The organism is Bacillus cereus group sp. BceL220, assembly GCF_051776965.1.
Taxonomy (GTDB): Bacteria; Bacillota; Bacilli; order Bacillales; family Bacillaceae_G; genus Bacillus_A; species Bacillus_A cereus.
Window position 1 is genome coordinate 16500 of the sequence record NZ_JBPWBC010000011.1, and the last position, 22942, is coordinate 39441.

The following is a 22942-nucleotide window of genomic DNA, read 5'->3' on the forward strand; positions in this document are numbered from 1 at the left end:
GTTTTTCACCTTCTTTATTTATCATAGAAAAGGGGACGTAATTACGCCCCTCTTGATTTCAACTTTATTTTAAATCTACTACCAAGTTTACGTTGAATTTTATCTAATGCTTCTCCGCCAAATACTCTTTCAAGTACTCCTGTGCGAATTGCTAACAATCCGTAAACAAGACCGCCAATACCTGCACAAATCGCAACTGTTATAAGAGCACCAATACGGCCATCAGGCGAAATCATGAAGGATAGAAGCCATTGTGATAGTTTTACAGCAACGACCATTATAAGTGTCAGTACTGCAATTTGGAATGTTCTTTTATATACAACACCGAATGAATAGTGTGCGTATTTTTTAATTTGTCGATTTGTATACCAAACAGAAGCTAAGAAACCAACTGCGGTCGCTAGAATTGCTCCTACTGTACCGAAATAACGAATAAAGATTACGTTACATACAAATTTCAAAATAACACCCATAATAAGCGCGACAATCGCATGCTTTTGCTGATTAATCCCTTGAAGAATTGCCGCTGTTACTGTAAATAAAGCAAATAACAATGCAACTGGTGCATACCACATTAATACTTGTCCACCTAATGGATCTGAGTCATAGAAAGCAGTGTAAATTGGATATGCAAGTGTTGAAATACCGATAACTGCTGGCAATGTTAAAAACATATTTGCTTGGAATGTTTGTGTAATTTGTAATTTCAAATAGCGGTATTGTTTTTCAGTAAATGATTTTGTAATTGCTGGTACAAGCGTTAAACTAAACGCTGTTGCAAGTGATACAGGAATCATAATTAACTTATGCGTCCACATTGTGAAAATACCAAGCGCTCGCTCTGCGATATCACCTTGACCAATCGCCTGCATAATTGAGTTAAATGTCAATGTATCAATTTGTTGATATAAAGGAATTGTTAACCCAATTACAACGTAAGGAATCGCATATGCGAATAACTCTTTAAACAACTGAACGGTACTTACTGTTGATTCTGGTACAGTTTGTTCAATTAAATATTGATCCAAATATTTTTTACGTTTTAACCAGTACCAAATTAACACACCGAGTGCTCCAACCGCTGAAACGAACGCAGCAAACGTCGCTACTCCAACTGCTGTTGCAACTGTACCGCCAAGTACTTTAATAACGATAAAACTACCAGCTAATAAAAAGACGATACGAATAATTTGTTCAATAATTTGTGAAACGGTAGTTGGTCCCATAGACTGGTGACCTTGGAAATAACCACGAATTAAACTCGCTGCTGGTACAACAATAAGTGCGAAACTTACAAGACGAATGATCGTCGTAACTTCTCCTACATTATTGTGTATACTTTGTTTACCAAGCATCGCTTCTGCAAACAGTGGCGCCGTCATGTACAGTACTAGGAACGAAAGAACTCCTGTTACTATCATCATAACCATTCCCGAGCGGAACATTCTCCGGCTCGTTTTATAATCGCCAAGCGCATTATATTTGGAAACAAATTTTGAAACAGCAAGCGGCACACCTGCCGTTGCGATACTTAAAAAGATCGTATATGGAATGTATCCATATGTATAGAGCGTTCCGCCTTCTGTGCCTACTAATGCATGAAACGGAAAGACGTAAATCATGCCTAAGAACTTTACTAAAAATGTCCCTAGCGTAACAATAAGCGTTCCGCGCAGAAATTTCGAATCGGACATACAAAAATCCTCCTACATCTACATAAAGTGAAACTATAATTAGTTGGAGACTTCTCTCCTACTCCTTATTAGTTGAACCATTCGAGCATTTACAGGCTAACAGACTCCCTATTTACTTCTCCTAAATCTTGAGGTTTTAGTCTTATCGCCTACAAATAGCAGGATAGTGCTGAACTCTAACTTTTGTATTGTACCACAATTCTCTCATTAAGCAGTACTTCACTCTATTTTTCTTTTAAGGGAAAACATGCTATTCTTTTAGGCAGGAAATGTAGAAAATGAGGTCGATATATTATGCATTATGATGTTATTGTCATCGGCGGCGGTCCTTCTGGGCTAATGGCTGCAATTGGTGCTGCAGAAGAAGGCGCAAATGTCTTACTTCTTGATAAAGGAAATAAACTTGGGCGTAAACTTGCGATTTCTGGCGGCGGACGCTGCAACGTAACAAACCGTCTACCACTTGATGAAATTGTTAAACATATACCAGGAAACGGTCGCTTCTTATACAGCGCTTTTTCTATTTTTAATAATGAAGATATTATTACATTCTTCGAAAATCTCGGTGTTAAATTGAAAGAAGAAGACCACGGTCGCATGTTCCCTGTGTCAAACAAAGCACAATCTGTTGTAGACGCACTTTTAACACGATTAAAAGACTTAGGTGTAAAAATCCGTACAAATACGCCTGTTGAAACGATTGAATATGAAAATGGTCAAACGAAGGCAGTTGTACTGCAAACAGGCGAAGTGTTAGAAACAAATCACGTCGTTATCGCTGTTGGCGGAAAATCCGTTCCTCAAACTGGTTCCACTGGAGACGGATACGCTTGGGCTGAAAAAGCAGGTCATACAATTACAGAATTATTCCCAACAGAAGTACCTATCCTGTCAAACGAGCCGTTTATACGTGATCGCTCATTACAAGGTCTTGCTTTACGTGATATAAACTTAAGCGTATTAAACCCGAAAGGAAAAGCTATCATTTCTCACAAAATGGACATGCTCTTCACTCATTTTGGCCTATCTGGTCCTGCTGCTCTTCGCTGTAGTCAATTCGTCGTGAAAGCACTGAAAAAGTTTAAAACGAACACAATACAAATGAGTATTGATGCATTGCCAGAGGAAAATAGTGAGCAATTATTTCAGCGCATGCTGAAACAAATGAAAGAAGATCCGAAAAAAGGAATTAAAAACGTTTTAAAAGGTTATGTCCCTGAACGTTACTTCCTATTCTTATTAGAAAAAAATGAAATTGACGGTAGTGAACAAGCTGGACAAGTTTCTCACGAAAAGATTCGTGCACTTGTGAAAGACTTTAAAGAGTTTACTGTAAATGTAAATGGTACGCAGTCAATTGAAAAAGCATTCGTTACTGGCGGAGGTGTATCCGTGAAAGAAATTAATCCGAAAGAAATGTCTTCTAAATTCACGAACGGCTTATATTTCTGCGGAGAAGTTCTTGATATCCATGGTTATACTGGTGGCTATAATATTACATCAGCCCTTGTTACTGGTAGAATTGCTGGAACGACAGCTGGAGAAAACGCGAAAATGCAATATTAAAAAAAGAAACAGGGATTCCTGTTTCTTTTTTTAATATTGCCATGAAATCATTATCGGCGATTTTCCAAATTTATCAGCGATTCTACAACTTATATCGGCGATTTCTCAAATATATCGACTTACCGACAAGAAGCGACAAACATCTGCTCCATGTAACTTTCCATTGCTTTTTTGTTGCTTTATATACCTTAGTACCTTTATATTTTATATTGTTGAATATTTAAAAAAGGGTAAGGGGAAAACAAATGAGAAAAAAAGTCATGATGTCTTTAATGTTAATGACGTTTCTTTCTGCGGTAGAAGGAACGATTGTTAGTACAGCAATCCCTCGTATAACGAGTGATTTGTCAGGCGTCGAACTTGTTAGTTGGGTATATGCAATTTATATGCTTGCAACAGCTGTTTCGACTCCAATATACGGAAAGCTCGCTGATTTATTCGGTCGTAAAAAGGTTTTACTGATCGGGGCTACAATCTTTTTAGTCGGTTCTGCACTTTGCGGAGTCGTTACATCGATGGAACAATTAATTTTCTTCCGCGCGCTTCAAGGTATCGGTGCTGGTGCTGTTATGCCAATCACAATGACGATTATTGGAGACTTATATAGCGAAGCGAAAGACCGCGCGAAAGCACAAGGTTGGATGAGTGCCGTTTGGGGTGTATCCGGTGTTATCGGACCGTTAGTAGGTGGATTTTTAGTTGATTCTCTTTCTTGGCGTTATATTTTCTTCTTAAACGTCCCATTCGGAATTATCGCTTGCTTAATGATTGTAATTTACTACAAAGAATCTATTAAGCCCGCTAAACACCATATCGACTATCTTGGTGCGACAGTCTTCTCATTAAGTACAATCGCTCTACTATATGCATTATTAACAGGTAGCAGTAAGCAAAACTGGGGAGACATAACAATTATCGGCCTATTAATCTTCGCCGTCGTTTCATTTATTATTTTCTTATTCATCGAGAAAAAATCTCCGGAACCATTAATTCCGCTAGCACTTTTCTCTAACCGTACATTATCTACGATAAATATATTAACTCTTATTGCTGGCGCAATGATTATTAGTATTACTGTGTATCTTCCAATTTGGAGCCAGGGTGTTTTAGGAAAAAATGCAACAGAAGCTGGACTCATTTTAATGCCAATTCCTGTTATGTGGACATTTGGTGCTATGTTCTCGGGTAACTTAGTTGGCAAGTTAAAAACGAAACAAATTATTTTACTTGGAGCTAGCATCTTATCAGTTGCTACGTTCTTATTATTTACACTATCAACAAATTCACCATCGTTCCTTATTTATGTAGCAGTCGGATTATTCGGCTTAGGAATGGGGCTTGTGACACCGATTTACATGGTAACAATTCAAGCAGCCGTGCCAGCTCATACTCGCGGGACAGCTGTTGGTTTAAATACATTTATTAATACATTTAGTCAAACGTTAGGTGCTGCAATATTCGGTACAATCTTCAATACGATGATTCACGCACGTGGTATTAAAAATCTTGATCTTGTATCTGGTGGACATGGCGGTACTACAGCAAACGTAGTAACCGAATCACAATCCGCATTAGCATCAAGCGTACACGTCATTTATATGAGCACTTTTGTATTAGCAGTATTTACATTAATTATTGCTTGGCTTTTATTAAAGCCAGCTACACAAACAAGTGAGCAACAATAAAAAGGATGACCATTTTGGTCACCCTTTTTTTATTCTTCATTCTCCACAATATGTTTCAGCATGGATAATTTATTATCCCAAAAACGTTCATAATACGAGAGCCACTGTTGTAATTCTTCTAATGGTTCTGGATGCAAACGATATATCTTCTCTCTTCCGCTTTTTCTTCCACTTACTAAATTCGCTTCCGAAAGAATATGAAGGTGCTTTACAACCGCAGTACGACTCATCGGAAAATGATCCGTTATTTTGGAAATCGGTAACTCTTTGTCACTTAATAACCGTATTACTTCTCGGCGGGTTGGATCAGCAATTGCTTGAAATACATCATATTTCGCTGCTGACGAGGACACTTAGCCTTCGACAACCTTTTTCAGTTTTTCATTTACAATCGCTACCCAACCACCGCTCATTCTATCGCGAATAATAGAGCTCTTCGCATTCGCTTTCGGAAGAATTTCATCAGGATGTTTCCAGCCGCCGTGAATTAACGTAAATTCTGTTTTGTTATCTCCTAAGTCTTTCAAATTAAATGAAACAACCCAGCCATCTGTATCCCATGAGAAAGATAAATAGTTTGGCTCATCAATTTCTAACACTTTACATGGTGATGGCCCAAATGGCGATTGCACATGAAATTCATGTCCTACTTCTAATACAAAATCATTTGGCATAAACCATGACGCAATTCCTTCTGCAGTTGATACTACACTCCATACCTTTTGAATAGACGCGTTAAAAACGATTGTTTGTTTAATATCATTTAATGTATTTTGTTGTTCCATGTTCATTCTCCTTTACTCGGCGTTATAACATAACACCTTTTGGTTACACTTAGATAATATAACACCTTTTAGTTTCATGTCAATGCTAATTCTTTTACTGTTGAGAAATTCTCAACATTTTTTCAACAGGACAAACACCCTCTTAGCATTTCCTCATAATATACTCACAAAGGCAATACAAAATAAAAACTTCTCTCAACATGAAACTCCATCATCCATATTGAAAGAAGCGCCTTACTTATATCATGCGTACTTCGTCTCTCCTCCTTCCCTCAGGGACAATACGCGAGATATGACAAATCAGAAGGAATATGCCCACCATTTGAGTAGGTAGTTATTTCTCTTCTCCTCAACATTTCCTTAGGAGCGAAATGACTACCGACTCACTTTTTTCAAACAAAATAAAAAGGGGTTGAACGCTATGTTCTATTGCATTAACTGCTCTGATATTCACCATGAAAAACATCCGAATGATAAAGTATTTAAAAACGGTTTTTATATTGATCCATTTTTAGGTGATCGTTATCACCTTGGTATGTGTAAAGATGCCCAAAATCACGAAACAGGGGAGCCTCTTTTAACGACAAAGAAATTAGGCGCACCCCAATCTATTATGAATGTATTACCGACACATGTTGTCCCAACATAAAGCATAAAAAAGAGCTGGCTCACCCAGCTCTTTTTTATGCTTTATAAACGATCATTGCTGAAAAACAATAAATTTGGTTTTCATCGTCGTTAATCGAAACACCAACTTGATATTTAATATCTACAAAGTTGCTATCATCAATCTTTTTCAAAAAAACATTTACAGCATCTTCTAAGTCTTTTTCGTGACTTTCATCAAACACTTTCACACGAATCATGTTAACACCGTCCTAGATCGCAGCCCTCCGCCGCTTGATTATTGCCACGGTGCGTATCTATGATGCGATAAAACTTTCCATTCTCATATATATATCCGTCTTCTAACACATATTCTTTATCTTCAGTATAGACATAAAACTTACCTATCATAAATTTACTCGTATATAATTCCAAATAATTTGGTCTAAATTTAGCTACAACTTTATTTGTAATATCAATTTTTATTGTGCGCCCCACCTTCTCTCCCTCCTTTGCAAAGAACGGATTTAGGTATATTGTATTAGCGCTTTTACATTTTATGCTTAAAAATAAGTGGATATGCCTTCTTTCTTCACCTGTACTATTTTTCTAAAAAAATCACTATAAATAAGGTCCCCCAAAAAAACATAAAAAAGCACTTCATCTTATTGACTCGAATATAAATATTATGTTATTATATAAAATTTGACATTTTTACATACGTATGCTATCATTAAAAGTGGTTACCACATATGGAGGTGGATGATTTGTTTCAAATTGGTGATAAAATCGTTTATCCAATGCACGGTGCAGGAATCATTGAAGCAATTGAAGAGAAAGAAATATTAGGTACTTCACGTCAATATTGTGTGATACGCATCATTAGTAAAGATATGCAAGTAATGCTTCCGATGAATCAATTAAAAAAATCGGGTATTCGTTATATCGTTGATCGAGGTACGTTAGATGATATACTTCTTGAATTTCAAAACGGGGAGTCAGACCCATCACTCTCATGGAAACAAAGATATACAATGAATATGGAAAAAATGAAAAACGGCAATTTACAAGATAGCGCAGAAGTTGTTCGGGATTTACTTCGCCGTAATAAAGAGAGAGCATTAAATGCGAGCGAAAAACAAATGCTAGATAATGCACGAAAAATGATGATCAGCGAAGTCGCGCTCGTACAAAATGTTACTGAACATCAAGCAACAGAATTTCTTCAAGATACAATTAATCACTAAATTTAAAATAGCTGGCCGCTATTTTTTTTGTAAAAAAAAGGACGAAGAGTTTTATCTCTTCGTCCTTTTATATTACCCACGCCCAGCTTGAAACGATGGATATAACGTCATTCCACCATCTGCAAATAGCGTAATTCCCGTTACATAACTCGCCTCTGAAGAAGCGAGCCAAGTTGCTACTGCTGCAATTTCTTCTGGTTTTCCAATGTAGCCCATCGGTATCATACTTTCTACGTCAGCACGTTTTTTAGGATCAGCAAATTTTTCTGCATTGATCGGCGTATTAATTGCACCTGGTCCTATATTATTTACTCGAATACCTTTTGGCGCATATTCTAGCGCTAACGTTTCTGTCATCAGTTTAATGCCACCCTTACTCGCTGCATAGTGCACAAATAGTGGCCACGGAATTTTCTCATGAACACTAGACATATTAATGACAGACCCTTTAATGTCATGTTCTACAAAATATTTAATCGCTTCTCTACTTCCTAAGAAAGCACCTGTTAAATTTGTATTGATTACTTTATTCCAATCTTCAAGTGGCATTTCATGCGATGGTACTGCATTTTCTATCCCTGCATTATTAATCATAACGTCGAGCGTACCAAATTCTTTCACAGCAGATTGAATGAGATTCACAACATCTGATTCGACGGTTACATCACCTTTTACAGCAATCGCTTCTCCGCCTACCTTTTTAATTTCTTCTAACACATCATTTGCTTCTGATTCTCGTGAGCGATAATTAATAACCACTTTCGCTTTTTCCTTAGCAAACCTTACTCCCATCGCCCTACCAAGACCAGTTGCTGATCCTGTAATAACGACCACTTTTCCTTCTAAATCACTATACATTTCAATACCTCCTTTAACTTTTTGCTATACCTAACATAATTCCGGCTGCAATAATAAAAACGATACCGACAACGATACCTGTTAATTGGCGTTTCGTTTTCTTTTCACCTAATATAAGGATCCCACCAAGCGTGGAAATAATAATCCCCATTTGCGATAGCGAGAAACTTGTTGCGACTCCAACACGCGGCTGCGAAATGAATAAAAACATATTTCCAGCTGCCCAAATTAATCCTGGAATAATATTTCGGATTGCATATTTATTGAATGGATGATGTTTAAAGGTAAGCAAAATCCCTCCTAATACCATACCAACTGCTTGTGGTAATAAAGCTGACCAACCATCTACGTTAAATAGTCTAATCACTACTACGTAAACTAAATAACCGACTGTTGAAATTAATAAAATTATGATACCTCTTTTAAAATTTGCTGCTTGCTCTGCATTCTTTTCTTCTTCACTTTGAAGTGATGTTAAAATAACACCGACAATAATACAAACGAGCGCTAAAATCCCAAGGACGACCGATATTGTCGTGGACCATTCATGAAATACGATAACGCCAAATAAAGTCGTCGCAACTAATTGAAGTCCTGTTGAAATTGGCATCGTCCTCGAAACGCCCATTAAATCAATACTTTTCAATTGATTCGCCTGACCAAGCGCCCAAAATAAACCTGACACAACTCCAACCCCAATCACAGTAGGTGTTAATACTGGCTTCATAAAAATATAAACAACAATTGAGAAAATAAGTGCTCCAAACGTTGTTCCAAGCGTTTGACTATACGGTCCCCCGCCCAGTTTTACGTTAAATAACACAATACTCCCCCAAAATATAGCTGGTAAAATTGCTAAAAATATATCCATCGCCCATTACCTTTCTCTGTAAAATGTCATAAATTGAAACTTTAATCACCCCGCAAATAGCGGAATAAGTTACCGCTCTCAATCATTAGAATGAGCTTTCATTTTTTCTTTTTTGCGAGCACAAATCTTTTCTACAACATCATTAGAAACATTTTTTTCTCGCTCCACATTTTTTACCTTTATATGATCTAAATAATCCTCCAAAGTAAGTGTAACTTTGTCATTTGGCGGATTATGCGCCCCTTGAAATGTAAGAAATTGTAGCGTCACTTCAAATCTAGGAACAAATTCATCTTTCCTGCCGAGACGCTTTATATTTATAACTGCATCACATTCATATTGATCTTCTGTCACTTGTCTAATAACCGAATAGTACCTATTCAATAACGCACTCTCTAAAAGCTGTTCTCTTGATTCTTTCGCGAAAGAATCGCTTGGAGAAGAGAAAAAGATAGAACATATCGCTGTAATAATTACACATATTTTTTTCATAACGTCCTCCTTATCCTATAAGTTAGTGTTCTCAAAAACGCCATAAAAAAACGACTTCCCCTACTTAGGAAAGTCGTTTTAATGAATCCAATATTAACCACCACTCACTGGTGGTATAAGTGCAACCACATCACCATCTTGTACCCTGTCATCTTCATTTGCGTATTCTTCATTAATCGCAACCATAATTGGCTCTGAAACTGGTACATTATATTCTTTCGCAACAACATCTTTTAACTCTGCAACCGTAATATTTTCTTTCTCTATTTGTAATTCACTTGTTCCTGCCTCTTCTTGCAAGTGCGCAAATAACAATACTCGAATCATACTTATAGCTCCTTCCCAGGCTCTCCCGCCGGATATGGTGTTTTTTCTAATTGATCACCAATCCATGAGTCACCATCTTCCCAAAACTCCTTTTTCCAAATCGGAACAATTTGTTTTATGCGTTCCATAATATATTCATTTGCTTCATAAGCCGCTTTACGGTGTGGTGTTGAAACAGCAACAACAACCGCTATATCAGAAATTTGCAACGTACCGATGCGATGTGTAATCGCAACATATGTACCCGGCCATTTCTCTTTCACTTCCAGACCAATTTTCTCTAGCATCTTTTCTGCCATCGTCTTATAAGCAACATACTCTAAGTATAATGTACGACGCCCTTTCGTAAACTCTCTAACCGTTCCAATAAATGTTGTAACAGCACCGCATTCACGTCGAATCACTTTCTTCGTTACCTCTTCAATCGAGATTTCTGTATCAATTACTTCATAATATGTATTTGTCATTTCGCACTCCTAACCGTTTGTAAAAACCAGTCTATGTACAACTCTTCTTCTGTTATATGAAATACTTTATATTCTTCTCGTATATTTGCCGGGACATCATACCACGTAATAATCGCCACTATATTTTCTACTTTATGTACAAGTTCAACGTCTTCCGCAGAACGAAGTAACACTACTTTCGGGTAGTTCTCTTTTTTATAGCCCTCTATTAAAATTGTATCCACTTCAAAAAACTCATATAAGCGAATAATTTCTTGCAAGGACCATTTCTTTCTTAGTGAAGAAAGTGAAAGCAATCCAGCACCTTCTACACTACTTACGACAGCACCAGCTTTACGGTGTCTTTCGCTATCTTTTTGCGCTACTTCTGGAAAACCTCCGTGCCCGTGATGTTTAATTGTAGCAACTTTCATTTCACTTTCAGCTAACACATGCACAATTTTCTCTACAAGTGTCGTTTTTCCGCTATTTTGATATCCTACTATTTGTAAGATTGAAGGGGCTTTGCCCATGGCCAATCACATCCCTCAGAGTGCTCTAACAATAATACGGATACTTTCATCCCAGTCTCAAATCCTCTCGTTCCTCCAGGTAACACGATAAAAGCATTCGCATCTGCAAGTGAAGATACTGCACTCGATTTATCTAAACCAACCGGCATCGCTTGTAACGCCCCGTCCACAATTGTTACGTTCGCTCTTACGAAACGAGTAAATGGATTTGGCTTTGAAAAATCTTTTTGTAAAATAGCATCCGCTCTATATACGTGAGGTTCCTTCGCATACAAATATGTTTTTATAATTGGATGCACAAATAATTCAAAGCCTACATAACAAGCAGACGGATTTCCTGATAAACCGAAGAGTAACTTTCCATCAACTTCAGCTACTGTCGTTACACTTCCGGGCCTCATGGCTATCTTATTAAAGAGTACATTCGCCTGTAACCTTTCATAAATAGCTGGTAAGTAGTCATAATCTCCTACTGATACACCGCCTGTTGTAATTAAAATGTCGACCTCATCCACCGCTGATTGAACAGCTGTAAAACATGCATCTAACTCATCCGCGAGTTGACCATAATAACGAACTTTCCCGCCAGCTTTCATAATTTGAGCTGCGATCATATACGAGTTACTATTTCTAATTTTCCCCGGCTGTAACGGCTCATGTACTTCTAGTAATTCACTTCCTGTTGTTACAATACCGACAACAGGCTGTTTTACAACTTTCACAGTGCTATATCCAAACGTTGCTAGTAAGGCTGCAATCCCTGGGTTAATTGCAACACCTTTCTTAACGAGAACTTGATTTTTTTTTATGTCTTCTCCTTTAAACGACACATTGTCACCGTTATTAAAAGGGCGTTTTAACTTCATATATGTTTTCCCGTTCTTCTCAAACCCTTCTGTCAGCTCGAGCATTACGACTGCATTACATTCTTCTGGAATAGCTGCTCCTGTCATAATGCGAATCGCTTTAAAAGCTCCTACTTCTTCTAAAAAAACAGACTCCGCCCCGATTTCTCCTATTACTTCAAATTCAATTGGATTCTCTTGGGTTGCTCCTTTCGTATCTTCTGCTCGAATAGCGAAACCATCGTAAGGGGAACGATCAAAATGAGGAACGTCATGATCTGAGACAACATCTTCCCCGAGAATTCTCCCGTAACTTTCCGTAATAGAAATTTCTTCTACTTCACCATGCTTCGCATATTTCATTACCCGTTCTACTGCCTCAGCAACTTGAATTGGAATTCGTTTTTCTACCATCGTTTCTCACCTCATATTTGCAATTTTTTTTATCTCGATTAAACTTTATGTATTCAATAGAAATTACTTCAAGGAGGAATTCCATGTCTTCATTTACACATTTTAATGACCAAGGACGCGCAAAAATGGTTGATATAAGCGACAAAAAAACAACTGTTCGAACAGCAATTGCGTGCTCTAGCATTGTCGTTACGAAAGAAATTTACGATAAAATCTCTCACAATGAAATTGGGAAAGGTGACGTATTAGCAGTTGCGCAAATCGCAGGCATTATGGCCGCGAAACGAACTTCTGATATTATCCCAATGTGCCATCCTTTATTATTAAAAGGTGTTGACGTTTCTTTCGATTGGAAACAATCAGAAGAACAATATCGTTTACTCATTGAAGTAAAAGTTAAAACAGAAGGTAGCACCGGTGTTGAAATGGAAGCTTTAACAGCTGCTTCCGCTACCGCTCTTACTGTGTATGATATGTGTAAAGCTGTCGATAAAGGTATGATTATCGGCGAAACGTACTTACTTGAAAAAACAGGTGGAAAAAGTGGAGATTATACGAGAAATTCATAAACCTCTCTCCGTTGAACCTAAAGGGTTTCCTTTAGGTTCAACCTATATATCTTGCATATAAACTTTTCGCTACATTCATATCATTCGTCCCATGAATGAACGCCCTGCCATCTGTAAATAAAACAAAACGATATTCTTCTACCGGAAATGATAATAAATAAGGTGTCGCCTTTATCTCTACGCTTCTTTGTAAGCGCTTTTTAATTTCTTCTAAATTAAAGTTCTTCCGCACACCCGGGCGAATTTGTACTGTATTTCGCCCACATAGCACTTCTGTTTTTGTTTGTGCTTCAAATGTTAAACTCGGATATGTACGTAACCTTCCGCAAGATAAACAAGTATCTTTTTTCTGTCTATTCACTTTAAATGCCATCTGTTGATTATTCCAAAGATCAAACGATAACATCGTTTCACGAAGCGCCCCAAAGTCTTCTACTAATATTTTCAGCGCTTCCGTAATTTGATGCGCAACTACTAATTGTACTGCTGGTTGTATAATACCAGCTGTGTCACATGTTGCTCCGCTCGCCGGATGCTCCATTAAACAGCGAAAACACGGTGTTTTCCCTGGTAAAATTGTATACGTTACTCCGTAGCTTCCGACACACCCACCATATATCCACGGAATATTATACTTTTGTGAAATATCATTAATGAGAAGACGCGTTTCAAAATTATCTGTCGCATCTAATATTAAATCTACATCATTCACTAATTCTTCCATTTCTTGCACCGTTACATCCGTCACAACCGGATTTATTTCCACCTCAGAATTAATCGCTTGTAAATGTTCTGCAGCCGCTATCGCCTTCGGTTTATACTGCTTTGCATCTTCTTCTGTATATAGTTGTTGTCTTTGTAAATTACTCCATTCTACATAATCACGGTCAGCAATCGTTACTTTTCCAACACCTGCTCTAACAATCGCTTCTGCATTTGCCGCACCGAGAGCACCAGCACCAATAATAAGCACATGCTTCTCTCTTATTTTTCTCTGTCCTTCTTCTCCAACACCAGAAAATAATATTTGTCTTGAATATCGCTCCTGCATGCGATAGCCCCCTTTCTTATCCTCCTATATAAGACATTTCGATTTTCGGACGATTTTTTGCACTTTCTTCTGTTCGTTCATCCGAATACCTATCTTTTCTATTCATCCATACATCTTGTATAACACTTAATAACTCATCATCCGAAAGATTTCCTCTAAGAAGTTCTCTTACATTCAAACCTTCTGTCGCAAATAAACACGTATAAAACTTTCCATCTGCCGAAATTCTCGCCCTCGTACAAGAGGCACAAAATGACTCAGAAACAGATGTAATAAAACCAACTTCAACATTTGTTCCAACATACCGATATCGCTTCGCAACTTCACCAAAGTAATGGGCTTCAGCTGGCTCAAGCGGATACACCTTATGAATCATCTCAATCAATTCTCGTTTTGTAACCACTTGATCAAAATTCCACCCATTTGTACTACCAACATCCATAAACTCAATAAACCTAAGCGTGATTCCTTGCTCTTTAAAATACGCAGCCATCGGAAGTACTTGATGATCGTTCATCTCTTTTTTCACAACCATATTTACCTTTACTTCCAGCCCCGCCTCTTTAGCTGCTATAATTCCCTTAATCACCGGTTTCGTATTAATATTTCGACCATTAATATTCTTAAATATGTCGTCATCTATCGCATCTAAACTAACATTCACTCTATGTAATCCAGCTTCTTTTAATGCCTTCGCTTGTTTCGTTAAATGGATAGCATTTGTCGTTAACCCTATATCTATTAGCCCATCAATTTTCACAAGACGTGCAATAAGTTTTGCTAAATCTTTACGAAGTAGTGGCTCACCGCCAGTAATTCTAATTTTTCGTACACCGATGTTAACAAATAATTTTGCCAAACGCTCAATTTCATCAAAAGTTAGTAAAAACTCATCTTTCAAAAAAGCATAATCTGGCCCAAATATTTCCGCCGGCATACAATATGTACATCTAAAATTGCAACGATCAATGACAGATATACGTAAATCTTGAAGTGGGCGTCCAAAAAAATCTTTAACCATCTCCTGCATCGCCACCCTCCCTTTCTGCCAAATTTCTTTCTTTTCATTCTATTATAATATATTTTCGAACTGCGATGTTTTTGCTCAAGTGAATAAAGTGAAACTTTAAATAATTAGAGGGTATCCACTCCCCCTGGTTAACGAGGTTTACTTACAAATACAAGGATAAAAAACCTTGAAACATAAAAGTTTCAAGGTTTTCTGCTTATTAACTTAATCTAATAATAGTTAGAGTAGCCCCTGGCGTTGCCGTAGATAATGTAGCTACTGCAACTACTCCAAATAACTGTAAGCTAACAGCAGCTCCAGCAGGCAAGTTAGCGATTATTGTTGCACTAAATGAACCAGTAGCGACTGTCGGGGCATTTATCGTTCCCGCAAGCGGACTGCCATTTACAGTTATACGAGAACTTACAAGTAAACCTGCCGTTAAATTAATTGTATAGGCTATATAATAGTTTCCTGCATTCGCAACTGTAAATACAGTATTTCCACCACTAACGGTTATTCCTGGGCCAATATTTTGATTGTTCGGTAATGGTACGTTCGTACCACCTAATAAAACGGAAATAGCGGTTCCTGATGTATTATTCGCAAACGCATACGTTGCAGTTGTACTAACTCCAGTCGCCCCGGTCGCTCCAGTGGCTCCAGCTCCGGTTGGACCTGTATCTCCAGTTGGACCTTGTGAACCGGTTGCTCCTGTAGCCCCCGTCGGACCTTGGATTCCTTGCGGGCCTTGAATTCCTTGTGGACCTGTCGCTCCGGTTGCTCCTTGTGCTCCAGTTGCTCCCGTTATCCCTTGCACACCTTGTATTCCCTGTATTCCTTGTGGACCTTGTGGGCCTGTTGCTCCTACCGGTCCTTGAATTCCTTGTATCCCTTGAGGACCCTCAGGACCCGTTGCTCCAACTGGCCCTGGCACACCTTGTATTCCTTGCGGGCCCTGAAGTCCCTCTGGGCCTTCTGGACCTGTTGGACCTATCTCTCCTTGTATCCCTTGGATTCCAGTTGGACCTTGTGGCCCAGTCGGACCTATGTCACCTTGCGGACCTTGGATTCCCTGTGGGCCTTGTGCTCCTGTTCCCCCTGTCGCTCCTTGGATTCCTTGAGAACCTTGTGGGCCTTGAATTCCTTGTGGGCCTGTTGGACCTATGTCGCCTTGTGGGCCTTGAATCCCTTGCGGACCTTGATCTCCAGTGGCCCCCGTTACTCCTTGAATTCCTTGGGGACCTTGAACACCTTGGGGACCCGTCGGACCTATCTCTCCCTGCACACCTTGGATTCCTTGCGGACCTTGTAAACCCGTCACTCCGGTTGCTCCCGTTTCTCCTGTCGCTCCTGTCACTCCAGTTGAGCCCGTCGCCCCGGTATCCCCTGTTACTCCTGTCGCCCCAGTTGCTCCTGTCGGGCCAGGTGGTCCACCCGATGGACCAGTCACTCCCGCCGGACCTGATGGCCCCGTTGGGCCGGTCGGTCCTGCTGGTCCTCCAGATGGTCCTGTTACCCCTGTCGGACCAGTTACTCCTGTTGGGCCTGTAGTTCCTTCCCCTGTCGCCCCAGTTGCTCCCGTATCTCCTGTTGCACCCGTCGGACCTTGAATTCCTTGTATTCCTTGAGCACCTTGCACTCCTTGTGCACCTGTTGGGCCTTGAATCCCTTGTATTCCTTGCACTCCTTGTGCGCCCATTGGACCTGTTGGACCAATCGCCCCTTGAGCACCTTGCACTCCTTGGGGACCCTCTGGACCCGTTGCTCCTATTTCTCCTTGTATACCTTGAATTCCAGTTGCTCCTTGTACTCCTGTTGCTCCCGTTATCCCTTGCACACCTTGAATTCCCTGAATTCCTTGGGGACCTTGTGAGCCTGTTGCTCCTACCGGTCCTTGAATTCCTTGTATCCCCTGTGGCCCCTCTGGACCCGTTGCTCCAGCTGGCCCCGGTACTCCTTGTATTCCTTGCGGGCCCTGAAGTCCCTCTGGGCCTTCTGGACCTGTTGGTCCTATATCGCCCATTGGACCTTGTATCCCTTGAACTCCTTGTGGTCCTGTTGCTCCTGATGGCCCTGGTACTCCTTGTATTCCTTGTGGACCTTGATCTCCTGTTGCTCCTGTGGCCCCTTGAGGACCTATAGCCCCCTGTATCCCTTGCGGACCTTGATCTCCTGTTGCTCCCGTTATCCCTTGAATACCTTGAACTCCTTGAATTCCTTGTTCACCAGTTACTCCCGTCGGACCAGGAATACCTTGAATCCCCTGCGGTCCTTCTGAACCTGTTGGGCCAATTGGCCCTTGAATTCCTTGAATTCCTTGTATTCCTTGCAAGCCCTGTGCTCCCGTACTTCCAGTCGGACCTGTAGTTCCCGTTGCTCCTGTTACCCCTGTACTTCCTGTAGCCCCAGTACTCCCCGTTGCTCCAGTCGCACCTGTACTTCCACTCGGTCCACCACCCGGACCTGTCGCACCAGTCGGCCCCGTCGGACCAGGAGGTCCGCCAGATGGTCCAGTTATTCCAGTTGGACCTGTTATTCCAGTCGGGCCTGTTATCCCCTGACCAGTCGCTCCGGTTGCACCTGTATTTCCACTCGGTCCTTGTGTTCCTTGTACCCCTTGTGCTCCTTGTATTCCTTGTGGACCAGTTGCACCCGGTAACCCTTGGACGCCTTGAATTCCTTGAGGTCCCTCAGGTCCTGTAGCTCCAATTGGCCCCTGTAATCCCTGTATCCCTTGTATACCTTGTGCCCCAGTCGCTCCCGTTGGACCAATCGGACCTTGTAACCCTTGCACCCCTTGAGGTCCTGTCGCTCCAGTTTCTCCTTGTGGTCCTCTCAATCCTTGTGGCCCCTGCTGTCCTTCTGGACCAGTTGCACCTATTGGCCCAACTGGTCCTTGTATCCCTTGCACACCTTGAGGTCCTGTCGGGCCCATCTCCCCCATCGGACCTTGTAATCCTCTTGGTCCTTGAGGTCCTGTTGGGCCTTGTGGACCGGTTGGACCAGTAATCCCTATACCTGTAAATCCAGTTGGAACAGGGGGGAAAGTAGGCCCAATAAGTTCGGGTGGAATTCTAAAATTAGAGCTTAACGAATTTTGCTTCCGATTATTATCACGATTCTTCACACTTTCACCACCTACAAACCGTCTTTTTCATAATAAATAAACCTCTTCTTAATCTATTTACAAAAATAATCTCCAAGACTATTTTTATTTCAAATAAATAAAAACTCCCTTAATTCCTTAAGGGAGTCCTGCAATTGAATCCATATTATCTGTATTAGGGACAGCTTGTGCTATACCCGATGCATTTACACTTTGCCCCATATTTGTTCCTGTTACAGTACCAGCAGGAGTGCCTCTTGTATATGTTGTTGTGACAGAATCTCCTGGTTGTAAACAAAGCTTTGTCTCCGTCCCTATTACTGTAACAACATCAATCCAAGTGCATCCCATCGAACCACTATATGATTTCGAAGCAGTAAATGAAGTATCACTCAAATTATCACCGGTAAATATATTTCCAGTATTATTAACAATAACAAATTCTTTTATATGCGCAGGCATAATTACACTCTACCTTTCCTTTATGAACCTAACGTACGTGTACTTGTTGCCAAAGGCGGAAGAAATACCGATGTTCTAATCACCGCTTCTGGCTGCCTTTTTCCATTTAAAAAAATAGCCGCACTCGATCCTCCAGCTCCTGCATATACTTTCGCCACAGCTAAAGGCGAGATATCATAACAGTCACCGACATTAACAGCGCCTGTATTATTAATAATTTTCACTTTACGCAAATTAATTCCCATTTCCCCCTCCTCCTTTTTTATACTGTATGCAAAAGAAAAAAACTTGAAACAGACTCGTTCCAAGTTTTTAACTATTAACTATTTCGTTTCACCTTCATATTGAAGCATACCGCCAACCATGTTCACTGTTTTAAACCCTTGCTCATTTAAATAATGACATACATTTTCACTGCGCATTCCCGAACGACAAATAAAGATATATTCATTCTCTTTATTAAAGAAATCTACTTTATGTGGGATATCGCCCATTTTAATATGTACAGCTTCTGGAATCTTTCCTGCCGCTACTTCTTCATCTTCTCTTACGTCTACTAGAAATAACGTTTCTCCATTTTCTAAACGCTCTTGTACCTCTTCTGTAGTAATTGTATTAACTTCTGTCATATGTAGTTCCTCCTTATATACAATAAAACCTTTCGTTTCTTTTTCACAAACATTCTCTACCAATTTTAGCACGCAAAAGAAAGAACGCAAAGAATCGAAAAACTATTTCTCAATTTTCTCTAAAAATTTATTCTTTACAAACATAACTAGCACATTGTATCCTCAATATACTTGTTTTATGAAAGGAGTCGATTAAAATGACGCTTTTTCTTTTCATTATGGGCATTGTGTTCTTACTCGCTGCAATTATTGCTCTTAGTATGAAAAATAATAGAAAAATAAACTCCCCACAAGAAATGTCATTCTTATTTCTATTGCTTGGCATAGCGTTTTTCGGTATAGCAATCGCTACATATATTTTCCGTCTACAAATTATGTAAAAAAAGGTGCCTACTACAAACATTGCACCTTTTCCCCATCATTTGTCTTTTACACAAAACTAGATACTTTCCGATTCAAAAATTCATAAACCTTTTTTTCAAATAAATGAATATCAAATGCTCCTGCCATATGCCCATTTATACTTTCTATCTCATACACTTCCGCATATTTTCCTTGTTTTTGCAAAATATCTACCATTTTATAATTATAACGAGACGGCTGAAGCAAATCTTGTTTACACGGAATCATAAGTACATTCGCTTCTATGTTAGAAAGAGATTCTTCTAGTGAAGAAAACCCATGTGCAATATCATGCAATAAAACCGCCTTCGCAGTATACATCCATGAATTTGCATCTACTAACTCTATACTTCTATATGTCGCTTTATTTATCTCTTTTTCAAATGATGTTAATGTAGAAAACTTTTCATAAGGTTCTATATCTATACTATTACGAGGAAATGTCATTTCATAAAAATGCTCATCAAACGCGTTCATAAACATCATTCTATTTGCTAAATGAAGCCCCTTTATCGGCTGCTGTTCTCCATATTTTCCATCTTTCCAACTTGGATCCAGTTGAATTACCTCAATTGCATTTTGCGCTACGTTTACTGACGTAATAATTGGATTTTGTGGGTTCGTAATAACGCCAATCATCCGCTCTACCATATGTGGATAGTGAACCACCCATTGTTGTGCAATCATTCCCCCCGCCGACGGTCCGATTACAGCGTGTAACCTTGAAATTCCCATACCTTTTATTAACTCATATTGCATACGAGCTACATCAAGAAATGTAAAAACCGGAAAATCCATAGCATATTCTTCTCCAGTTTCTGGATTAATCGATTTCGGTCCTGTTGTAATCACATATGGATTCCTCACCTGCACATTACAAAGATTATCCGTACATATAACAAAATACTTATTTGTATCAATTGCTTTCCCAGGTCCAATGAGCCCATCCCACCAACCAGACTCCTCATCATACACTGTATATTTTCCTGCCGCATGACTTGTTGCACTAAAATAATGACAAACCAAAATCACATTTGACCTTTCTCTATTCAACGTACCATATGTCTCGTATCCCATTTGAACAGGAATTTCCCTGCCATTTTCAAACGTAAACTCTTTTAACACAAACTTCTCCTTTTTTACAATTTGCACAGACTCTCCCTCTCCCCGTTATAGTATGAACTGCTTACTAAAGATTTTTTTCTATGCAAACTAATCTCCTTCTTCTTTTCATAAATAAATGAATAATATACAAAATTAGCCACAAAATAGCACTATATTACAAGATTAAAGAGGGCATACATATGATTTGGAATTGGTTACGTAAGAAAAAAAAATCAAATAAACCAGAAGCAAACGAAACAGATAATCAGGAGCAGCATTCTAACAATCAAGAGGATGATAACAAAGAACAGACTAGAAATATGAAACATAATAAAGGTGAAAATAACGAGCAAAAAGATTCGTCTCAGAATAAGCAACAAAGTGCTAAACAAGATGATTCCTCTCAGGATAAGCAACAAAGCGCTAAACAAGGTGATTCGTCTCAGGATAAGCAACAAAACGCTAAACAAGATGATTCGTCTCAGGATAAGCAGCAAAGCGCTAAACAAGATGACTCTTCTCAGGATAAGCAACAAAACGCTAAACAAGATGATTCCTCTCAAGATAAACAACAAAGTGCTAAACAAGATGATTCGTTTCACGATAAGCAACAAAGCGCTAAACAGGATGATTCGTCTCAAGATAAGCAACAAAGTGCTAAACAAGGTGATTCGTCTCAAGATAAACAACAAAACGCTAAGCAAGATGAACCTTCTCAAAGTAAGCAACAAAGCTCTGGAGGTAATAGTATTTATGACTTTACAAAACCAGAAAAAGACCGTATTCATTCTCTACAAGATTTAATAGAGAAACTTAAAAAGTCTAGTGATTTTATTAATTACCATACATCTGACGATGAAACGATGCCTTATTGGATTTCTTACTATCGCCCTTCACTTGATGGGGAGAAATTACAAAAATATTTAATGCCTACTCTTTTAGAGAGACCTTGTACTTCGCTAGAAGAACTAAAAGAACATATTCCGATGAGTGGCATTACAATTACGAACGACTTGCAAAAAATTGAAGACATGGTTTTAAAGGGACATGCGATCATTCAATTGAATCAGCAAGATCAAAAATGTATGCTTGCAAACATTGCAATTGATAATTATCGTGCACCAACCCCTCCTTTAAACGAATCAACTGTTATTGGTCCGCAAGAAGGTTTCGTAGAGGATATTGATACAAACATTAATTTAGTTCGAAAACGTCTTCCTGTTTTAGATTTACAAACAAAAGAAATGATTATCGGCGAGTTTTCCAAAACAAAAGTTGTCATGATGTATTTAGACAACCTCGCTGAAAAAGATAATGTAGATTTTCTAGAAGAGTCATTACGCGCTCTTGAATATGATCAAGTTAATGATAGTGCTTATTTACAAGAATTAATGGGTGAAAAATCGATTTTCCCTCTCTATATCAATACAGAGCGCACTGATAGAGTTACAAAAGCACTAATTGATGGAAAAATTGCAATTTTCGTTGATGGTTCACCAAATGTTCTATTAACGCCCGTATCATATTTCGATTTCTTTATTTCACCAGAAGATTATAATGTCTCTTGGCTATATGCAACATTTTCAAGAGTTTTACGGCTTATCGCTGTCCTTTTCTCAATTTGTGCAGCTCCATTATATGTTGCTGTTTTAAATTATCATTACGAACTCATTCCGAGTGATTTACTTGAAACTTTAATTTTATCAAGGGCGCAAGTACCGTTCCCACCTTTAATTGAAGCACTTTTTTTGGAATTAGTTATCGATTTATTAAGAGAAGCCGGCGCAAGGTTACCGATGAAAGTCGGGCAAACACTCGGTATTGTAGGCGGTATCGTAATCGGGCAAGCATCTGTACAAGCTGGGTTAACGAGTAACATTTTATTAATTATCGTTGCACTATCAGCACTCGCTTCTTTTATTACACCTATTTATAAAATGGGGAATGCTGTTCGATTACTACGCTTCCCGTTTCTCATATTTGCAGAAATAGGTGGACTTTTCGGTATTTCTCTTGGATTTATCTTTTTATTTACTCATCTATTTAGACTTACTTCCTTACGTAAGCCGTACGCTTTGTTTTATCCGACAAGGCAACAATCAGTTAAAGATTCTTGGATTCGTTTTCCATTAACAATGATTGATACAAGAGATGTGCAAGCAAGACCACAGCATGTAAAAAAAGCAGCAAAAGGCATTTCGACAAAACATAGCTCGGACTTTGATGATTAAGAAATGA

Annotated in this window: 26 protein-coding genes; 7 read left to right on the plus strand and 19 right to left on the minus strand. The window is 39.0% G+C overall.

Annotation, left to right across the window (positions count from 1 at the left end):
* Positions 1 to 41: 41 nt before the first annotated feature.
* Positions 42 to 1694, minus strand: a complete 1653-nt coding sequence (locus ACS2FK_RS22965; RefSeq protein ID WP_001284026.1) for a putative polysaccharide biosynthesis protein — start codon at positions 1692 to 1694, stop codon at positions 42 to 44.
* 294 nt (positions 1695 to 1988) lie between these two features.
* Here ACS2FK_RS22965 and ACS2FK_RS22970 point away from each other — a divergent pair, with 294 nt between their 5' ends.
* The gene (locus tag ACS2FK_RS22970) at positions 1989 to 3260 is read left to right on the plus strand and encodes an NAD(P)/FAD-dependent oxidoreductase (RefSeq protein ID WP_000558864.1); all 1272 of its coding nucleotides are present in this window, start codon (positions 1989 to 1991) and stop codon (positions 3258 to 3260) included.
* 245 nt (positions 3261 to 3505) lie between these two features.
* Positions 3506 to 4945 (plus strand): MDR family MFS transporter, encoded by a 1440-nt coding sequence (locus tag ACS2FK_RS22975; protein WP_001228030.1) that lies wholly within the window; start codon positions 3506 to 3508, stop codon positions 4943 to 4945.
* 29 nt (positions 4946 to 4974) lie between these two features.
* Here ACS2FK_RS22975 and ACS2FK_RS22980 read toward each other — a convergent pair whose 3' ends face one another.
* Both ACS2FK_RS22980 and ACS2FK_RS22985 read right to left on the minus strand, forming a co-directional pair.
* Entirely contained in the window at positions 4975 to 5298 is a 324-nt protein-coding gene (locus tag ACS2FK_RS22980) for an ArsR/SmtB family transcription factor (RefSeq protein WP_000098837.1), read from the minus strand.
* Positions 5299 to 5730, minus strand: a complete 432-nt coding sequence (locus ACS2FK_RS22985) for an SRPBCC family protein (RefSeq protein WP_000437770.1) — start codon at positions 5728 to 5730, stop codon at positions 5299 to 5301.
* A 421-nt stretch (positions 5731 to 6151) separates the two neighbouring features.
* Here ACS2FK_RS22985 and ACS2FK_RS22990 point away from each other — a divergent pair, with 421 nt between their 5' ends.
* Entirely contained in the window at positions 6152 to 6379 is a 228-nt protein-coding gene (locus ACS2FK_RS22990) for a DUF3973 domain-containing protein (RefSeq protein WP_016080023.1), read from the plus strand.
* A gap of 34 nt (positions 6380 to 6413) precedes the next feature.
* Here ACS2FK_RS22990 and ACS2FK_RS22995 read toward each other — a convergent pair whose 3' ends face one another.
* Positions 6414 to 6596: a sporulation protein Cse60 gene (locus ACS2FK_RS22995; protein ID WP_000621751.1), complete on the minus strand. Its 183-nt coding sequence runs from the start codon at positions 6594 to 6596 to the stop codon at positions 6414 to 6416.
* Between the two features lies 1 nt (position 6597).
* A complete protein-coding gene (locus ACS2FK_RS23000) occupies positions 6598 to 6834 on the minus strand; it encodes a DUF2553 family protein (protein ID WP_000533803.1) in 237 nt (78 codons plus the stop codon).
* Positions 6835 to 7088: 254 nt separating this feature from the next.
* On the opposite strand from ACS2FK_RS23000, the gene ACS2FK_RS23005 reads away from it, so the two are divergent.
* Complete coding sequence (locus ACS2FK_RS23005; protein WP_000451447.1) at positions 7089 to 7583, plus strand: CarD family transcriptional regulator; 495 nt, start codon at positions 7089 to 7091, stop codon at positions 7581 to 7583.
* Positions 7584 to 7655: 72 nt separating this feature from the next.
* On the opposite strand, the gene ACS2FK_RS23010 is transcribed toward ACS2FK_RS23005, so the two are convergent.
* From ACS2FK_RS23010 to ACS2FK_RS23040, 7 genes are all read right to left on the minus strand, one after another.
* Positions 7656 to 8441: a glucose 1-dehydrogenase gene (locus tag ACS2FK_RS23010; protein WP_000286698.1), complete on the minus strand. Its 786-nt coding sequence runs from the start codon at positions 8439 to 8441 to the stop codon at positions 7656 to 7658.
* A gap of 13 nt (positions 8442 to 8454) precedes the next feature.
* Positions 8455 to 9312: a glucose uptake protein GlcU gene (gene glcU / locus ACS2FK_RS23015; RefSeq protein WP_000350865.1), complete on the minus strand. Its 858-nt coding sequence runs from the start codon at positions 9310 to 9312 to the stop codon at positions 8455 to 8457.
* Positions 9313 to 9390: 78 nt separating this feature from the next.
* The gene (locus tag ACS2FK_RS23020) at positions 9391 to 9804 is read right to left on the minus strand and encodes a DUF3888 domain-containing protein (protein ID WP_000717656.1); all 414 of its coding nucleotides are present in this window, start codon (positions 9802 to 9804) and stop codon (positions 9391 to 9393) included.
* A 93-nt stretch (positions 9805 to 9897) separates the two neighbouring features.
* Complete coding sequence (gene moaD / locus ACS2FK_RS23025) at positions 9898 to 10131, minus strand: molybdopterin converting factor subunit 1 (RefSeq protein ID WP_000621772.1); 234 nt, start codon at positions 10129 to 10131, stop codon at positions 9898 to 9900.
* Between the two features lie 2 nt (positions 10132 to 10133).
* Positions 10134 to 10598, minus strand: a complete 465-nt coding sequence (moaE, locus tag ACS2FK_RS23030) for a molybdopterin synthase catalytic subunit MoaE (protein ID WP_000185943.1) — start codon at positions 10596 to 10598, stop codon at positions 10134 to 10136.
* Entirely contained in the window at positions 10595 to 11110 is a 516-nt protein-coding gene (gene mobB, locus ACS2FK_RS23035; RefSeq protein WP_000513628.1) for a molybdopterin-guanine dinucleotide biosynthesis protein B, read from the minus strand. Before mobB ends, moaE begins: the two co-directional genes overlap by 4 nt.
* Complete coding sequence (locus tag ACS2FK_RS23040; protein WP_063548800.1) at positions 11080 to 12369, minus strand: molybdopterin molybdotransferase MoeA; 1290 nt, start codon at positions 12367 to 12369, stop codon at positions 11080 to 11082. The genes mobB and ACS2FK_RS23040 overlap by 31 nt, the downstream gene beginning before the upstream one ends.
* An 83-nt stretch (positions 12370 to 12452) precedes the next feature.
* Between ACS2FK_RS23040 and moaC the strand changes: the two genes are divergently transcribed.
* Positions 12453 to 12938 (plus strand): cyclic pyranopterin monophosphate synthase MoaC, encoded by a 486-nt coding sequence (gene moaC / locus ACS2FK_RS23045; protein ID WP_000094153.1) that lies wholly within the window; start codon positions 12453 to 12455, stop codon positions 12936 to 12938.
* Between the two features lie 37 nt (positions 12939 to 12975).
* Here moaC and ACS2FK_RS23050 read toward each other — a convergent pair whose 3' ends face one another.
* The 6 genes from ACS2FK_RS23050 to ACS2FK_RS23075 all read right to left on the minus strand — a co-directional run bounded on the left by ACS2FK_RS23050 (position 12976) and on the right by ACS2FK_RS23075 (position 19198).
* Complete coding sequence (locus tag ACS2FK_RS23050; RefSeq protein ID WP_063548802.1) at positions 12976 to 13989, minus strand: molybdopterin-synthase adenylyltransferase MoeB; 1014 nt, start codon at positions 13987 to 13989, stop codon at positions 12976 to 12978.
* 16 nt (positions 13990 to 14005) lie between these two features.
* Positions 14006 to 15019: a GTP 3',8-cyclase MoaA gene (gene moaA, locus ACS2FK_RS23055; RefSeq protein WP_063548804.1), complete on the minus strand. Its 1014-nt coding sequence runs from the start codon at positions 15017 to 15019 to the stop codon at positions 14006 to 14008.
* Positions 15020 to 15218: 199 nt separating this feature from the next.
* A complete protein-coding gene (locus tag ACS2FK_RS23060; protein WP_063548806.1) occupies positions 15219 to 18128 on the minus strand; it encodes a BclA-related collagen-like exosporium protein in 2910 nt (969 codons plus the stop codon).
* Positions 18129 to 18245: 117 nt separating this feature from the next.
* On the minus strand, positions 18246 to 18569 hold the full coding sequence (locus ACS2FK_RS23065) for a hypothetical protein (RefSeq protein ID WP_001110852.1): 324 nt from the start codon (positions 18567 to 18569) through the stop codon (positions 18246 to 18248).
* A gap of 20 nt (positions 18570 to 18589) precedes the next feature.
* On the minus strand, positions 18590 to 18814 hold the full coding sequence (locus tag ACS2FK_RS23070; RefSeq protein ID WP_000512463.1) for a spore germination protein: 225 nt from the start codon (positions 18812 to 18814) through the stop codon (positions 18590 to 18592).
* Between the two features lie 78 nt (positions 18815 to 18892).
* A complete protein-coding gene (locus ACS2FK_RS23075) occupies positions 18893 to 19198 on the minus strand; it encodes a rhodanese-like domain-containing protein (protein ID WP_000141254.1) in 306 nt (101 codons plus the stop codon).
* Between the two features lie 197 nt (positions 19199 to 19395).
* Here ACS2FK_RS23075 and ACS2FK_RS23080 point away from each other — a divergent pair, with 197 nt between their 5' ends.
* Positions 19396 to 19578: a hypothetical protein gene (locus tag ACS2FK_RS23080; RefSeq protein WP_063548808.1), complete on the plus strand. Its 183-nt coding sequence runs from the start codon at positions 19396 to 19398 to the stop codon at positions 19576 to 19578.
* Positions 19579 to 19627: 49 nt separating this feature from the next.
* Here ACS2FK_RS23080 and ACS2FK_RS23085 read toward each other — a convergent pair whose 3' ends face one another.
* Positions 19628 to 20752, minus strand: coding sequence for an alpha/beta fold hydrolase (locus tag ACS2FK_RS23085; RefSeq protein ID WP_063548810.1), 1125 nt, complete (start codon positions 20750 to 20752; stop codon positions 19628 to 19630).
* Between the two features lie 152 nt (positions 20753 to 20904).
* Between ACS2FK_RS23085 and ACS2FK_RS23090 the strand changes: the two genes are divergently transcribed.
* Positions 20905 to 22935, plus strand: a complete 2031-nt coding sequence (locus ACS2FK_RS23090; protein ID WP_080469886.1) for a spore germination protein — start codon at positions 20905 to 20907, stop codon at positions 22933 to 22935.
* Positions 22936 to 22942: the final 7 nt, after the last annotated feature.

Coding starts and splice junctions, on each gene's coding strand:
- ACS2FK_RS23075 (WP_000141254.1), bottom strand. CDS start 19,198: ATGACAGAAGTTAATACAATTACTACAGAAGAGGTACAAGAGCGTTTA.
- ACS2FK_RS23080 (WP_063548808.1), top strand. CDS start 19,396: ATGACGCTTTTTCTTTTCATTATGGGCATTGTGTTCTTACTCGCTGCA.
- glcU (WP_000350865.1), bottom strand. CDS start 9,312: ATGGATATATTTTTAGCAATTTTACCAGCTATATTTTGGGGGAGTATT.
- ACS2FK_RS23050 (WP_063548802.1), bottom strand. CDS start 13,989: ATGCAGGAGCGATATTCAAGACAAATATTATTTTCTGGTGTTGGAGAA.
- ACS2FK_RS23020 (WP_000717656.1), bottom strand. CDS start 9,804: ATGAAAAAAATATGTGTAATTATTACAGCGATATGTTCTATCTTTTTC.
- ACS2FK_RS22990 (WP_016080023.1), top strand. CDS start 6,152: ATGTTCTATTGCATTAACTGCTCTGATATTCACCATGAAAAACATCCG.
- moaC (WP_000094153.1), top strand. CDS start 12,453: ATGTCTTCATTTACACATTTTAATGACCAAGGACGCGCAAAAATGGTT.
- ACS2FK_RS22995 (WP_000621751.1), bottom strand. CDS start 6,596: ATGATTCGTGTGAAAGTGTTTGATGAAAGTCACGAAAAAGACTTAGAA.
- ACS2FK_RS23065 (WP_001110852.1), bottom strand. CDS start 18,569: ATGCCTGCGCATATAAAAGAATTTGTTATTGTTAATAATACTGGAAAT.
- ACS2FK_RS22975 (WP_001228030.1), top strand. CDS start 3,506: ATGAGAAAAAAAGTCATGATGTCTTTAATGTTAATGACGTTTCTTTCT.
- ACS2FK_RS22970 (WP_000558864.1), top strand. CDS start 1,989: ATGCATTATGATGTTATTGTCATCGGCGGCGGTCCTTCTGGGCTAATG.
- ACS2FK_RS23070 (WP_000512463.1), bottom strand. CDS start 18,814: ATGGGAATTAATTTGCGTAAAGTGAAAATTATTAATAATACAGGCGCT.
- moaE (WP_000185943.1), bottom strand. CDS start 10,598: ATGACAAATACATATTATGAAGTAATTGATACAGAAATCTCGATTGAA.
- ACS2FK_RS22985 (WP_000437770.1), bottom strand. CDS start 5,730: ATGGAACAACAAAATACATTAAATGATATTAAACAAACAATCGTTTTT.
- ACS2FK_RS23090 (WP_080469886.1), top strand. CDS start 20,905: ATGATTTGGAATTGGTTACGTAAGAAAAAAAAATCAAATAAACCAGAA.
- ACS2FK_RS23010 (WP_000286698.1), bottom strand. CDS start 8,441: ATGTATAGTGATTTAGAAGGAAAAGTGGTCGTTATTACAGGATCAGCA.
- moaA (WP_063548804.1), bottom strand. CDS start 15,019: ATGCAGGAGATGGTTAAAGATTTTTTTGGACGCCCACTTCAAGATTTA.
- moaD (WP_000621772.1), bottom strand. CDS start 10,131: ATGATTCGAGTATTGTTATTTGCGCACTTGCAAGAAGAGGCAGGAACA.
- ACS2FK_RS23005 (WP_000451447.1), top strand. CDS start 7,089: ATGGAGGTGGATGATTTGTTTCAAATTGGTGATAAAATCGTTTATCCA.
- ACS2FK_RS22965 (WP_001284026.1), bottom strand. CDS start 1,694: ATGTCCGATTCGAAATTTCTGCGCGGAACGCTTATTGTTACGCTAGGG.
- mobB (WP_000513628.1), bottom strand. CDS start 11,110: ATGGGCAAAGCCCCTTCAATCTTACAAATAGTAGGATATCAAAATAGC.
- ACS2FK_RS23040 (WP_063548800.1), bottom strand. CDS start 12,369: ATGGTAGAAAAACGAATTCCAATTCAAGTTGCTGAGGCAGTAGAACGG.